Below are 14838 nucleotides of genomic sequence, written 5' to 3' on the forward strand. Positions count from 1 at the left end.
GAATCATAAGCGACGATCTTGTTATTTGAAGCAGAGCTCGCCTCGCGATGTAGTGCTACTTTGCTGCCTCACTGCGTCGACGTCACGCGAGCGACACGTGACCTGTAGCGCTGGTGGTGTGTAGCAAGAAGTCTACTTGTTGACTCCAGCTCACGCGCGCTCGTGACAAATTGCAAGCGTTTAACGTCTAATGGAAGTGAGAGACATGTATTATTTGGCTATCGCTGCGGATTATGACGGCACAATTGCTCATGATGGAGTTGTTGATCCTGCGACTTTCGATGCATTGAAGGAATTCAAAGCGGGTGGCCGCCGACTGATCCTCGTGACAGGGCGTGAGTTACCGGATCTAAAGAGGGTCTTTCCGAAACTACAGATCTTCGATCGTGTTGTCGCCGAAAACGGAGCATTGATTTATGATCCGTCAACCGAAGAGGAGTGGGTAATCGGATCGGTACCCCCTCCTTTGTTCATCGAGAAGTTGAAGGAACGGAAGATCGAGCCACTGTCGGTAGGTCGCTCAATAGTAGCCACGTGGGAGCCGCATGAGACGGCTGTTCTTGAGGTCATTCGTGATCTCGGATTGGAACTCCAGATCATCTTTAACAAGGGTGCCGTGATGATCCTCCCGTCGGGCATGAACAAGGCGGTAGGCCTAGAGGCGGCTCTCGTTCAGCTTGAACTCTCGGCCCACAATGTTGTTGCGGTAGGTGATGCCGAAAACGACCATGCATTCCTACACGCCTGCGGTTGTTCGGCCGCGGTTGCGAACGCGCTCCCGACGGTGAAAGCCTCTGCCGATATCGTGCTGGCGGGTGTACGAGGCGCCGGTGTGATCGAGCTTCTAGGCAAAATTCGTCGAGACGATGCCCGCATTGCTCCGCGGGAGCGGCAGGGTATTCCGCTTGGCACCGAGCGTGACGGAAAGCAGGTCTATCTAGAACCGCATGGCGGAAGCGTGCTGATCGCCGGGAGTTCAGGAACCGGCAAATCTACATTGGCCACAGCGCTCGCTGAACGCATGGTCGAGCAGGAATTCGAGTTTTGTGTTTTCGATCCGGAAGGCGATTATGATGAGCTTGAACATGCGGTTTCAATCGGCGACGCGACTACCCCGCCTAAAATCGATGAGGCGCTTAAGCTGCTTCGCCAGCTACGAGCTAATGTCGTGATCAATACCCAGGCTCTGACCGTCGCAGAACGGCCTCCGTTTTTTGCCAAGCTTCTGCCTCACATCGCGTCGTTAAGAGCAAGAACGGGTCGGCCACATTGGCTGCTGATCGATGAAACGCATCAGCTTCTGCCAGCCTTCCGTGATGACGTTGCGCAAGTCCTGCCGGATCACTTTGCGGCTACGGTCTTCATTACAGTGCACCCAGAAATGATTTCGATTGACGCATTGAAAACTGTCCAAGCGATTGTCGCTCTCGGCGAAAACGCGAACGAGACTATCACCGCATTCTGCAACGCCATCGGTGTGGATGCACCTGAGCACGTGCATTCAGCTAGGGAAGACGAAGTCCTATTATGGACGCCCAGAAGTAACGAAGCCCCGCGTGTGGTGCGCGCCGAGCGTCCACGCCAATCGCACAAACGGCACACCCGAAAATACGCTGAAGGTGACCTTGGGACGGACCGTAGCTTCTATTTCCGAGGCCCGGAAAATGCCCTCAATCTGCGTGCCCAGAACCTTATGCTGTTTCTACAGATAGCTGAGGGAGTTGACGCCCCGACGTGGGAGCACCACTTGCGCGCCGGCGATTACTCCACTTGGTTTCGTAAAGTCATTAAGGATGACAATCTGGCGCGGGAAGCTGCTGAAATCGAAGCCGATGAGAGCCTGAATTCGAGTGAGAGTCGCAAGCGTATACGCGAGATCGTGTCGCGGCGCTATACAGCCCCCGCAAGTGCTCATGAAACTTGACGCGCTGTTAACTGATTGAGCTTTCGAAGCTCCGCTTTCGGGCATCTTCGTTTCACGGTCGCATAGCGTTGCCGTAGACGCCATAGGCAGACATATCGACCAGCTATAAGCGAGCGAGGAAGGACTAATAGGCAGCTACCGTGTTGATCATAACGGCCGTATTCCATGCGGCGATGTCGCGGCCGCGGTCGAGCAGCAAGCAAACGCGTAGGCCATAGGGCAGTCGATCGAAGATTCCGACAAAAGCCTCAAAAGCTTCGACCCAGTCGTCTGCGAAGACGATCTCATAGGCCGCCTAGCATTACAGTTGCCTTTTGCGAGGCTTTCTGAATCCATGGGCAACCATGATTCGAACATCGTGGACGCAGACAGCGTCGATTGAAGAGACGCTTGCGTTGTGGGCGGCGTCGCTTCGGGAGATCAAGAAGCGGATACGTCCATTGTTCGGGCAAGAGCGTGTTGCGAAGAATGCTGGCTTGTTTCTGGAAGGTCTGCTTGGAGACGAGCAACGCAAGACCGGTTGGATGCGCGCGGAGGCCGCGGGCGATCCTGGCCCATGGCGGCAACAGGCGATCCTGGGTCGCAGGGATTGGGATGCGGATGCCTTGCGCGATATCGTCCGCGATTATGTCATCGAGCATTTGGCGGATGACGATGCGGTCCTGGTGATCGACGAGACCGGCTTTCTCAAGCAGGGCAAAGCGTCGTGCGGAGTGGCGCGGCAATACACTGGTTCCGCAGGCAAGATCACGAACTGCCAGATCAGGGTCTTCGCTGCCTACGTCGTCGGCTGGGCATAGCCGCCTCGACGGTGCGCGAGACGTTGAGGCGTTTCGAGGGCGCCGGGCTGGGTTGGCGCTTGCCGGACGGCATGAGCGACGGCGACCTGGAGGCGGCGCTTTACGCTAATTACGGTAACAAACGGGGCCATCGCCGTCACGCCGAGCCGGATTGGCCGACGGTTCATCGGGAGCTGAAGCGCAAGCACGTCACCCTGGTGATTGTCTGGGATGAATATATCGCCGCCAACCCCTGGGCTGAGCGCGTCTCCAATCTCACCAAGGTCCTCGGCCGAGAGGCCACGCTTGAAGAAATGCTGACCGCTACCGAGATTCACCAAATGACGCCAGCGGAGGTCGACGCGCAGCGCGCATCTTTCGTCCGCGGCATGACCGCCCGCTGCGAGCACGTCGAACTCGACTTCGAGCAATGCCCAAGGTGCCGGCGCTAGAATACTCCCACATGACCCAAGAGCGCGACGCCGTCGTCGGATCCCGCAATTGCCGGCGTCAAACAATATCGGCTTGGAAATCAATCTTTATCGCCAAATGAACCAAAGTGCCAATTAAGTATTCCATTTAGGCATACGCCGAGTGACAGCCGGCCACAACGGGGATGTTGGACGCGGCGATTTCGTCGGCTTCTCGTCGTGACAGCAACGCATCGGTACGCGTCGCAATCTAACCCGTTCTCGGCGTATGCGCTTATTTCTCACTCTTTAATCAGCTTGCTCAAGAAGGTCATATTCAGCAGGCGAAGCAGTGTTGCCGGCAGACCGTTGACTGTCTCAGGGCGGAGCGCCGAGGCGGTTTGTGCGCGCCAGGGCAATTGCCACGTCCGGATTGCCCAGCACCAACGCTAAACGATCGAGCACGCTAACGGAATCACGCGGGATAGGCTGTAAGTAATCCGCGAGAATCTGCCGGGCTGATTCGACAGCAGCGAGCAATATCATTTCGTCGGACTTCGACAATTCGGCGGCCTCAAGGGGCGCCTCGCACTTCAAACAAGTATATCTGCGCTCGCCGCCTATCTGCGGCACCACGAACTTCACTGCCGTGCAACAATTTATGCAAATTGGAGGAGGCATCTAAAATCTTCAAAGCTCCTCAAATAGCGTTTAGCATGCATCAAAATGCTTGGCTTGTCTGTGTGGTCGCTTACTTTGAGCACGTTTCAGCAAGGTTGGCGATCACCTTGGCGCAGCGCGGGCCACCCACGCGTCACCCAGTTGGGTCATCTCGCCTGCGGATGTGGTTTCGGGCTACGTGAGTGGCCTGGAATGCCGCACAGTTCCGTAAGAGATCAAACGACCATTCACCCCCACCTTCGTCCGATAGCCCCGTTGGGCGACTCACGTGAGGCAAGAGCAGATTTGGCCCTCGCCGAGCGCTGCTGGCCGATAAGGATTAACCCGGGCTCGCAGTATGCCGAGGTGATCGCGTGGTCGGTATAGCGCGTTCGTCGCGCCACCCTTGCACCGGTCGATTTCTTAGCAAATAATGCCTTCCAGCATTTGGAGGCTCAGATGCCTGACGCTCTTACAAATTTGATTGGCTACGGATTTTTTCTGCTCATTTTGGTGATAGCCATCAACCCCATATGGCTTTACCGATTGAGCGATCGCCTATTTCGACGTGGTTAGCCTTTCGCAAGTCCGAGGCAAGCCGCCCTTCCTAAGTTGACCGACCTTCATCCGCCGACCAGGACTGCGCGGTTCGGTTCAATCCACCGCTCTACTGTACGCCGCAGCGTACCCGCAGGACCAGCACCGCCACCGGAACCATGATGCTACGGCAGCGTTGGAAACGGAGCAGAGGACAGTCATGACCAAGAAAACCAGCACCGAGCTAAAGCGCGAGTTGGATCAGGCAACGCGGATGCTAGTTGGTGCCACCGATCCGGGAGAGCGGGATCGCATTCGCGAATACGTGAGAGAGTTGGAGCGGCTTTTCGAAGCAGCTGCGGACAGTGAAGAGCGCAAAGCTTGACCTGCGACCCAGTGCGCAGGCTGCCGCCACGAGCGCGTTGGCAGCCTGATAACCTGAAGCCAAAATTGCAGTCAACCGGTCAAACAACAGCTGGTCTCCTTGCGCCTGCGCAGCGCTGTGCGTCCGCAGCGGCACACATTGTAAGGTGGCCTCAAATGCCTTTTATTTGTTTGGAACCCGACAGAGGTTCACCTGTTGGCTCCAGATCACCGTCCGCCCTAGGCAGTTAACGGTGACAGAGAGTTCGGTAGCGCTCCCGCCTCAAACATTGCGGGTAAAATGGCGCATTACAAAGCTTACTTCCTAGCTCTTGACGGTCGTTTCGTAAAAGCGAAAGACATTATTGAAGACGGTGATCAGGCGGCTGTAATCGCAGCACGCGGCATGATCGGAATGAACGCCGTTGAGCTTTGGGAGCAGGATCGAAAGATTGTGCGGTTCGATGCCGCCAAACTTATAGCCTCTCCTGATCTTCAGCCGCGGGAGCAGCCCCATGATTTACCGTGAGCACGCTTTTACCCTGGTCGAGACGTTAAATCCTTCCAGCTGGAAATGGACAGTCCAACTAACGGGAAACGGATCGAAGACGGGAGACAGCCCCAAGAGGCATACTGCAGTCCTAGCCGCATGGTCTGCTATTGATCAGGTATTTAAATCAGCTAATCGCGCTCAAACCGTTACTCACACGATTGTGGACGGCCGCATGATTCCGAAGCCCGCGATATGAGCAGCGTGACTCGCTCGCGAGACCATCTTTTACTATGAGGCTGGCTTATGATTGACACGCTTTCAAGCTGGATCGGCTATGCTGCGGTGGCTCTGGTGGTTATCATTGCCATAGCAATATGGGCTAACCGGTAGCGATTGGCCTACCGCAGGCTCACCACTCCGGTGCTGCCATCGAAAGGAAGACGAAATGTTGTTCAGTGGCTTTCCTGCCCGATACGAAACTTAATTTCGCTAGATGATGCAGAGCGTTTTTGTAAAAGCCGACGATGATCGGTCCCCATAGCGTGAGGAACACGTTTGCGACGGCGTAGGTGACGGTGAATGACACCACCGGCGTGGCGTTGCCGGCCTTCTCCAGCAGCGCGGCGAAAGCGGGATCACTCCAACCGGCTGTTGCTTCTGAGAATTGTGAGTCTGTTCAACGCCATGTATCGCTGCGGCCATCGACGGGATCGAGCGGTCATCATCAAAATTGCGTAAGAGCCCTTATTCCACGCCGAAACACACCCAACCGAGTGATCTTTTCAGTTGCGAATTTGCCCGCGGATTTGATCGTGCCCCAAGTGGTGGTGTAGGTTTTTGGTCTGGTGCCGCTGGCGAAGCGCGCTTTCCAAGAGCGCTGTAGCGAGCCAGCGTCATGTGGTGGTCACCGGCGATTCGCCGGTAGGATCGGGTTGCAACACTCAACGCAACCGAGGAACCACCGATGACCAGTGACATGATGAGCCTTCGTGCGCTCGTGGAGAAGACCCCCGACGCGGATATTTTGCGCGAGATGATCGGCTTCGCGGCCGAGCGGCTGATGGAGATGGAGGTGTCGGTGCTAACCGGCGCCGGCCACGGCGAGAAGAGCGCGGAGCGGCTGGTGCAGCGCAACGGCTACCGGGCCCGCGATTGGGAGACCCGCGCCGGCACGGTCGAACTGCGGATCCCGAAGCTGCGCAAGGGCTCGTATTTTCCGGGTTTTCTGGAGCCGCGACGGATGGCCGAGAAGGCGCTGACGGCGGTGATTCAGGAAGCCTATATCCAGGGCATCTCGACCCGCTCGGTCGATGACCTGGTCAAGGCGATGGGGATGAGCGGCGTCTCCAAAAGCCAGGTGTCGCGGCTGTGCGAGGAGATCGACGAGCGCGTCAACGCGTTCCTGGAGCGGCCGATCGAGGGCGACTGGCCGTATCTGTGGATCGACGCCACCTATTTGAAAGTCCGGCAGAATGGCCGCATCGTCCCGGCGGCCGCGATCATCGCGGTCGGCGTCAACAACGACGGCCGGCGCGAGGTTCTGGGCATGGACATCGGGCCCTCCGAGGCCGAGACGTTCTGGACCGCATTCGTGCGCAAGCTTGCCCGGCGCGGATTACGCGGCGTCAAGCTGGTGATCTCCGACGCCCACGAGGGCATCAAGGCAACGGTGTCGAAGGTGCTGACCGCCAGCTGGCAACGCTGCCGCGTCCACTTCATGCGCAATGCGCTGGCCCATGCCGGCAAGAGCGGGCGGCGCGTGGTCTCCGCTTTCATCGCCACCGCCTTTGCCCAGGACGACGCCGAGGCGGCCCGGGTGCAATGGCGCAAGGTCGCCGACCAGTTGCAGCCGACCATCCCCAAGCTGGCCAGGTTGATGCACGAGGCAGAGCCCGACGTACTCGCCTTCATGAACTTTCCGGCGACGCATCGCGCCAAGCTGCATTCGACCAATCCGATCGAACGCCTCAACGGCGAGATCAAGCGTCGCACCGAGGTCGTCGGCATCTTCCCCAACGAGGACGCCATCCGGCGTCTCGTCGGCGCCATACTGCTTGAGCAGAACGATGAATGGGCCGTCCAGCGCGCCCGCTACATGACACTGGAAACCATCGCGCCCATCAGCGATAATCCCATCGTCGGGCTGCCCGCAGTCGCAACCTGACCAGCCCGGCCGTGGCCGGCAATCGTGGTGGCCATCAAGAAGCTACACCACGCGTTGGGACACGATCGCGGATTGCCCGAAAGCCATGGCCATTGCATGATTCAACGGATAGTGTTGGACCACGCGGAAGACTGCAAACGGCCGGCAGAAAAAATGACAGGTGCTGAGTCCAGACTTCTGAAAACCGGCGACCGCGTATGTTGGCGCGGTGAAAAGAGCGATCAGGGCACGGTCACCGATGGCAACTGGTCTGGGGTCACCCTCAACTGGGACAGCAGGTGCCTGCAGTCCATCTTGCACAACGACATGCAGCTGTTTTCGCTATTTTCGGAAAATGACTGCGATGAAAAAGGTAAAGTCGAAGGCTGCATCGGCGGAAGTGCGTGTCCAGCCTGCAAAGGCACTGGATTTCCATCTGTGGCGCAGGCGGCCAAGCCAGGCCGCCGGATCTATCCACTAACTTGTAAGCAGTGCCTGGGTAAGGGACGCTTGGCGCGCGAGTAATTCTCAATTGCTGCCCGTTGCCCGGCCTTCAATTGTTTTATTGTGCGATGCACAATTTGACTTGCATTAAACATCAGGAGTCGCCTACAAGGCCGATAGTTGCACGGGAGCCCCCCAGGCATCTTTTTAAGGGAAATTACATTGACTGATTTCAGCGCCGTCCAAGCGAATTTCACTGCCATCGCGACCGCCCATGCAGATTTCGCCAAGGCATCCATGGAATCCAGCAAGAGCTATTTCGAGAAGCTTGCCACTGTCAAATCGCCGCAGAATTTTATGGAATTGACGACCGAATTCACCAAGTCGGCTTATGAGACCTTCGTCACCGATGCCGCTAAAATTAGCGAGCTTTACAAGGCCGCTTTTCAACCGGCTGCCGCCAAAATTTAAAGGTACAGCCGCTACATGATTAGCCCGCCATTCTGGCGGGTTTTTTCTTTAAACGTAGTGAGTGGGAAGTCGAGCCATAGACGAACCCGGATCGCTCGCACTCCGGCTGGACGCCCCTCACAGGCGCGGTGATAGGCACTCCATTAGCGGCGTCATAAAGGTAATTTTCATCGGCCGGTATACGGAAAACGCGATTGTTCATAGCGGACGACTTGACGCCGGCGTAATGCGCTCCTGCTTAAGGCGGACCCGGCCAATCTGAGAGCTTGAAACTGCTCAATAATCATTGATTGTCGGCCTATGGTGCGCAACGGCGTCGACGGTCATCGCATTCGCGCGGACCAATAGCCTCGCAGGTCAGCAGGACACCAACAAGCCCGCTATGGCGAACCCCTCTTCGACCGACATGAGCAAGGGTGCCGCGACCGGCGGCATGACCACGGGAACGTCGAGCGGCATGACAAAGGGTATCCCTCCGTTAGCGGCCGCCTTGTTGTGACGGATGAAATGGCGATGCCGCATAGTTAAATCTCAGTTACGAGCTAGGTTAGCGACGCGGCATGGGCCGGATGACGTAGATCACGGGCATAGAGCGGCGGCGGCGCTAGAGCCATGAAGAACGGGCGGAGATTTGGGCGGCGGCCGATGAGCCCGGGGCGGTCGTAGCGGAGGTTGCTCGACGCGCGGACGTGTGCACCAGCGTTGTTTATAAATGGCGGCGTGAAGCGCGGAGTTCGGCAATCGAGCCGGGTTTTGCTTTTGTTGTCGTGGAACAGCCGGGATCAATGCCGACGTCCGCGAGTGGCTCATGACCTGCCTCTGAACTTTCATCCAGTTGCGATTAGAGCCTCGGCGGATGTTACGCCGTTCGGCGCGGGGTGAGCAACGTGCGATCGGCGAAGCTGGTCAGGGTTGCGCAGCCGATCGCACGTTGCGGTGAGGGTGGCGGCATAGGCCGCAGGCGTCAGGTAACCCAGCGAGGAATGCGGGCGTTGGCTGTTGTAGTCGTCGGCCTAATTCTCAATCCGGGAACGGGCGTGGTCGAGGCCGAAGAACAGGGTTTCGTTGAGCAGTTCATCCCGCATCCGGCCGTTGAAGCTTTCACAGAAGCCGTTCTGCATCGGCTTGCCCGGCGCGATGAAGTGCCAGGCGATCTTGTGGTTCTCCGACTAGGTCAGCATCGCGTTGCAGGTGAACTCGGTGCCGTTGTCCGAGACGATCATGCCAGGCTTGCCGCGGCGCTCGATCAGCGCCGTCAACTCGCGCGCCACCCGCCGTCCCGGGATCGAGGTGTCGGGGATCGCCGCCAGGCATTCCCGGGTCACGTCATCGACGATGTTCAGGATCCGGAAACGGCGACCATTCGCGAACTGGTCGTGGATAAAATCCAGCGACCAGCGGGCATTCGGCCGAGCCTCGACGAGGATCGGCGCCCTTGTGCCGACCGCGCGGCGGCGAGCCCGGCGCTTGCGCACGCCAAGGCCTTCCTCCCGATACAGCCGGTAGATCCGGTTCAGCCCGGACGGCTCGCCCTGTTGCCGCAGCAGCACGAACAGCCGACGATAACCGATGCGTCGGCGAGCATTAGCGAGATCGCGCAGTTGCTCCCGCAGTTCGGTATCCGGCGCCCGGCACGACCGGTACCGAATCATCGTGCGGTCGGCGCTGACGATCGAGCAGGCCCGCCGCTCTGACAGGCCCAGTTCGGCCTGCAGATGCGCGACAGCCTCGCGCTGGGCGGCGGGCCCTACCATTTTTTTGACAGAAGCTCGCGTAACGCCGCCGCGTCCAGCATCTGCTCGGCCAACAGCTTCTTTAGCTTGGCGTTCTCGTCCTCGAGCTGCCGCAGCCGCTTGGCCTCCGAGACGTCCATGCCACCGAATTTGGCCTTCCAATTGTACAGCGTCGCTTCCGAAACGCCGTACTTGCGCGCCAGATCGGCGGCCTTCGCCCCCGCCTCATGCTCCCGCAAAACACCGATAATCTGTTCTTCCGTAAACCTGGCTCGCTTCATCTGTCCGTCCTTCAGAGGGCCGGACTCTAACTTCAACTGGAGGAAATCGGCAGGGGCAGGTCACTCAGACGTTGGGGTTATCCCACATACGATGGTTAAGGAACATATAGCCGCACACTCCCGTTAGGCCGTCCCTATGGGAGTGGAAATAATGGACAACACAACACGTTGCCTAAACTGCGGAAAGCGTCTGGTGCCGGTCCCCTCTTCGAATGGGAGGACCGAATCGGAATGCATTTGGTGCCCGGGTATATCGGTCAAAAACAAACTTCCTGTCGACTTTCCGCCTATAATTCCAGAATAAGACCCAACTCTGCTACCACCATATCGCCGGCTGCCAGGCGACAATTTGCGTTAAATGGGAGCTCTGGCGACGTACCCTGCCGCGCTTAGCATGGAGGTTGTGGCATCCGCGCCTTCCTACGTGCTGAACGTCGAAAAAGTCGGCGGCCTCACTATCTCCGAACGATCGAAGGGCCGGCCGGCGCTGCTGGATGCTGTTAATTACACTCGTGCCGCTCAATTTCTTGCCCACCCGTCCGGGAGCAACCTTCCAAAACGCCATCTGGTCTTGGCCATTTTTTGGCAAAGTCAGGCTCTGGTGGCGGGTTCAATCGATCACTGTAACACAATCGGCGTACGCATCCGGGTGTTCCCCGTCAGCGAGCGGCCGCACGCCTTCGGAGAAATCGAAATGCGTGTGACTTCCGGGATGAAAGACGATCCGACCAAGTTTTCGTAGATGCCGCGCTTGCGCTGCGAGGCCTGCGGCTGGGGAATGGTCACGGACAGCACCAGCGCGGCCGAGCAGGGGGAGCCAACCACCGTCCCGACGAACAGCAGATTGAAGGTGATGACCGTGAGCAGTGCCGCCGCCAGGATTGGGCTGACCAGACTCTCCATGTCATAGGCCAGCCGGGATAGCGACAGCGCGCGGGTGTATTGGGCCTCGTCCGGAAGCACGTCCGGAATGGTCGCCTGGAAGGTCGGCGTGAACGCTGCGGAGGCCGACTGCAGCGCGAAGATCAGCAGGTAGACCTGCCAGACCTGATCGACGAAGAGCAGCACCAGCGCCACTGCGGCGCGCGTAAGGTCCATCGAGACCAGGAAGGCGCGGCGCGGCAAAAGATTGGCGAAGCCCCCGACGACGGGCGCCACTCCGACATAGGCGATCATCTTGATTGCGAGCGCCGTCCCGAGCACCGCACCCGCCTTGTCGCCGGCAATCTTGAACGCCAGCAGACCAAGGGCCACTGTCATCATGCCAGTGCCGATCAGCGCGATCACTTGCGCCGCGAACAAATGACGGTAGGTGCGGTTGCCCAGTACGGAAAGCATGCGGCGTCCCTTTCTGACGGCTACTCGGCGGCGCGGCTTGAGATGAAAGCTTGTCCTGAAGCCTTCTCCCGCTTGGTGGATGCGAAGAAGGCGTAGAGCGCTGGCAGGACAAGCAACGTCAGGAGTGTCGCGCTCAGCAGGCCGCCGATCACGACGGTAGCCAGCGGCTTCTGCACCTCCGCACCCGTGCCTGTGGCCAGCGCCATCGGCACGAAGCCCAGCGAGGCGACCAGCGCCGTCATGATCACCGGCCGAAACCGCGTCAGCGCGCCCTCGCTGATTGCCGCCTGTAGAACCAGACCATCAGAGATCAGCTTCCGGATCTGGCTCAGCATGACCAGCCCGTTCAGGACGGCGACGCCTGACAGGGCAATGAAGCCCACGGCGGCCGAGATCGAGAACGGCATGCCCCGAAGCCACAGCGCGGCGACGCCGCCCGTTAGCGCCAGTGGGACCGCGCTGAAGACCAGAAGGGCATCCCGGGCGGAGCCGAGCGCGCCGAACAGCAACAGGAAGATCAGCAGGAAGCAGCCGGGCACGACGACCATGAGCCGCTGGCGGGCGACCGAGAAGTTCTCGAATTGACCGCCCCAAGTCAGCCAGGTCCCCGGCGCCAGCTTCACTTTTTCTTCGACCCTAGCCTGCGCCTCTGTGACCAATGATCCGATATCCCGCCCGCGGACTTCGGCGGTGGCCACGACTCTCCGTTTGCCGTTCTCGCGGCTGATCTGGTTGGCGCCTTCGGTCTGCTCGAATGTCGCCAGCGCGCGCAGCGGGACCGATGCCGCAGCGGCGTTCGGGTTGAGCCGCGGCAGTTGAACCGGGAGGTTTTCCAGAGCGGATATGTCGTTGCGGAGCGCGTCGCTGAGACGGACGATGATCTGAAACCGACGGTCTCCCTCGAAGACAAGCCCGGCCACCTTGCCGCCGATTCCGGCCTCGATCACGTCCTGGACGGCCAGAAGGCTCAGGCCACGTCGCGCGATCTCCGCCTTGTCGATCTTGATCTCCAGGAACGGCAGGCCGGTGGTTTCCTCGACCTTCACATTCTGAGCGCCCTCGACGCGCCGCAGCGCGTTGGCCACGCTGGCGGCGGTGCGCTGCATCTCCTCAAAATCTTCGCCGAATACCTTGACGGCGAGATCCTCGCGGACCCCCGCGATAAGCTCGTTGAACCGCATCTCGATCGGCTGAGAAAACCCCACCTTGTTGCCCGGCAGCTTGGTGGCTTCGGCCTCGATCTGCTTGATCAACTCGTCCTTGGACAGCGACGGGTCCGGCCATTCGCTCTGCGGTTTGACGATGATGTAGGTGTCCGACGAGCTTGGCGGCATCGGATCGGCGGCCAGGTCGGGCGTTCCCGTCCGGGAAAACACGAAAGCGACCTGGGGGAACTTGCTGATCCCGTTCTCGATCAGAAGCTGCATCGACTGCGCCTGGTTCAGCGACGTGCTGGGGACACGCTTGACCTCCATCACAATGTTCTTCTCGTCGAGGGACGGCGTGAACTCCTGTCCCAGCCGGGTGAACAAAAGGCCGGCGCCGACGAAAAGCACGGTGGCCACGCCGATGACGGGCAGCGGCGACGACACCACGCGGGACAGCAGCGGTGCGTAGCCCGCCTTCAGCTTCCGAATGATGACGTTCTCGGTCTCACTCACCGGCCTGGTGACGGTCAGTGCGATCATGGCCGGCACGAACGTCAGCGACACCACGAACGCCACGGCGAGCGCGATGATCACGGTCAGCGCCATCGGCTCAAAGGTCTTGCCCTCGACGCCGGTGAAGGTCAGCAGAGGCACGTAGACGAGGATGATGATCAACTGGCCGTAGACCGTCGGCCGGATCATTTCGCTGGCGGACTCGGTCACCGTGCGCAGCCGCTCGTCGAGCGACAAGGAGCGGCCGAACTCACGCTGGCGCTCGGCGAGGTGTCGCAGGCTGTTTTCGGCAATAATCACCGCGCCATCGACGATCAGGCCGAAATCCAGCGCACCCAGGCTCATAAGGTTGGCGCTGATCTTTCCTTGCAGCATGCCGGTGGCGGTTACCAGCACGGTCACCGGAATGACGCAGGCCGTAACGATGGCGGCCCGAATGTTGCCGAGCAGCACGAACAACACCACGATCACCAGCAGAGCGCCTTCCGCGAGGTTCTTGGCGACGGTCTCGATCGTCGCATCGACCAACTGGGTCCGGTTTAGCACGGTGTGCGCATAGATCCCCGGCGGGAGTGTCCGGCTGATTTCCTTGATCTTGGCGTCGGCAGCCGCTGCGACCGTGCGGCTGTTGCCGCCGATCAGCATCAGCGCCGTGCCGAGCACGACCTCCCGGCCGTTGACGCTGGCGCTGCCGGTCCGCAATTCCTTGCCGATGGTGACTTCGGCCACGTCCCTGACGCGCACCGGAACGCCCGCCCGCGTGGTCACGACGATCTCCGAGATGTCCTCGATGTTCTCCACTCGGCCGCTGGCCCGGACCACGTAGCCCTCGCCATTTTGCTCGATGTAATTGGCGCCCCGGCTGACGTTGTTGGCCTCGATGGCCGCGATCACCTGGTTAAGCGAGAGGCCGAAACTGATCAGCCGGGACGGATCCGGCTGCACCTGGAATTGCTTGACGAAGCCGCCAATGGCATCGGCGCCAGCGACGCCGGGAACGGTCTTCATTTGCGGGCGGACGATCCAGTCCTGCACGGTGCGAAGGTGGACGGTACGCTGAAAATCGTCCGTCAGGCGTTCGCCTTCGGGCGTCAGATAGGTCCCGTCGGATTGCCAGCCGGGAAGTCCGTCACGGACAGGCGCCATCGCGCCGGGCTTCGCGTACTCGACGGCCCACCAGTAGATTTCGCCGAGTCCCGTCGAGATCGGTCCCAGCTTGACCTCGACGCCGGGCGGAAGGCTCGCCTTGGCCTCGTTGATGCGCTCGGAGATCTGCTGACGCGCAAAGTAGATGTTGGTTCGATCCGTGAAAACGGCCGTGATCTGGGCGAAGCCGTTTCGTGAAAACGACCGCGTCGATTCCAGCCCTGGCGTCCCGGCGAGCACAGTCTCCAGCGCCACCGTGACCTGCTTCTCGATCTCGACGGGCGTCAGTGCGGGTGCGACCGCATTCACCTGGACCTGGACGTTGGTGACGTCCGGAACAGCATCGATCGGAAGCCGTGTCAGCGACCACAGACCAGACGCAGCGGCCGCAAGGGTAAGCAGTAGGATCAGCCAGCGGCGCTGGACCGAAAAATCGATGATGCGTTCGATCACGG

At 59.6% G+C, this 14838-nt stretch carries 8 protein-coding genes and 5 pseudogenes; 9 read left to right on the top strand and 4 right to left on the bottom strand.

The window, feature by feature from the left end; translation table 11 throughout:
• Positions 1-205: 205 nt before the first annotated feature.
• The 3 genes and pseudogenes from FNL56_RS05750 to FNL56_RS28190 form a co-directional block, all read left to right on the top strand.
• On the top strand, positions 206-1924 hold the full coding sequence (locus FNL56_RS05750; protein ID WP_143571921.1) for an HAD family hydrolase: 1719 nt from the start codon (positions 206-208) through the stop codon (positions 1922-1924).
• 344 nt (positions 1925-2268) lie between these two features.
• Positions 2269-2709, top strand: a pseudogene (locus tag FNL56_RS05755) (IS701 family transposase); the annotation flags it as partial.
• A pseudogene (locus FNL56_RS28190) lies at positions 2649-2975 on the top strand (hypothetical protein); the annotation flags it as partial. The pseudogenes FNL56_RS05755 and FNL56_RS28190, both read left to right, overlap by 61 nt.
• 516 nt (positions 2976-3491) lie before the next feature.
• Here FNL56_RS28190 and FNL56_RS05765 read toward each other — a convergent pair.
• A complete protein-coding gene (locus tag FNL56_RS05765; protein WP_143581825.1) occupies positions 3492-3677 on the bottom strand; it encodes a hypothetical protein in 186 nt (61 codons plus the stop codon).
• An 853-nt stretch (positions 3678-4530) separates the two neighbouring features.
• Here FNL56_RS05765 and FNL56_RS27580 point away from each other — a divergent pair.
• The 6 genes and pseudogenes from FNL56_RS27580 to FNL56_RS05790 form a co-directional block, all read left to right on the top strand.
• A complete protein-coding gene (locus FNL56_RS27580) occupies positions 4531-4695 on the top strand; it encodes a hypothetical protein (RefSeq protein WP_168202862.1) in 165 nt (54 codons plus the stop codon).
• 279 nt (positions 4696-4974) lie between these two features.
• A complete protein-coding gene (locus tag FNL56_RS05770) occupies positions 4975-5202 on the top strand; it encodes a hypothetical protein (RefSeq protein WP_143571924.1) in 228 nt (75 codons plus the stop codon).
• Between the two features lie 928 nt (positions 5203-6130).
• Complete coding sequence (locus FNL56_RS05775) at positions 6131-7330, top strand: IS256 family transposase (protein WP_143571925.1); 1200 nt, start codon at positions 6131-6133, stop codon at positions 7328-7330.
• A 27-nt stretch (positions 7331-7357) separates the two neighbouring features.
• Positions 7358-7834 carry a hypothetical protein gene (locus FNL56_RS05780; protein WP_143577602.1) on the top strand — a complete coding sequence of 159 codons (477 nt, stop codon included), beginning with the start codon at positions 7358-7360 and terminating at the stop codon, positions 7832-7834.
• A 141-nt stretch (positions 7835-7975) separates the two neighbouring features.
• Positions 7976-8224: a phasin family protein gene (locus tag FNL56_RS05785; protein ID WP_168202863.1), complete on the top strand. Its 249-nt coding sequence runs from the start codon at positions 7976-7978 to the stop codon at positions 8222-8224.
• 620 nt (positions 8225-8844) lie between these two features.
• Positions 8845-9036, top strand: a pseudogene (locus FNL56_RS05790) (transposase); the annotation flags it as partial.
• 15 nt (positions 9037-9051) lie between these two features.
• Here FNL56_RS05790 and FNL56_RS05795 read toward each other — a convergent pair.
• From FNL56_RS05795 to FNL56_RS05805, 3 genes and pseudogenes are all read right to left on the bottom strand, one after another.
• Positions 9052-10238: pseudogene (locus FNL56_RS05795) on the bottom strand (IS3 family transposase).
• A gap of 735 nt (positions 10239-10973) precedes the next feature.
• Positions 10974-11576: pseudogene (locus FNL56_RS05800) on the bottom strand (MFS transporter); the annotation flags it as partial.
• 20 nt (positions 11577-11596) lie between these two features.
• Complete coding sequence (locus FNL56_RS05805) at positions 11597-14836, bottom strand: efflux RND transporter permease subunit (protein WP_143571929.1); 3240 nt, start codon at positions 14834-14836, stop codon at positions 11597-11599.
• Positions 14837-14838 lie beyond the last annotated feature (2 nt).

Source organism: Tardiphaga sp. vice304 (assembly GCF_007018905.1).
GTDB lineage: Bacteria > Pseudomonadota > Alphaproteobacteria > Rhizobiales > Xanthobacteraceae > Tardiphaga.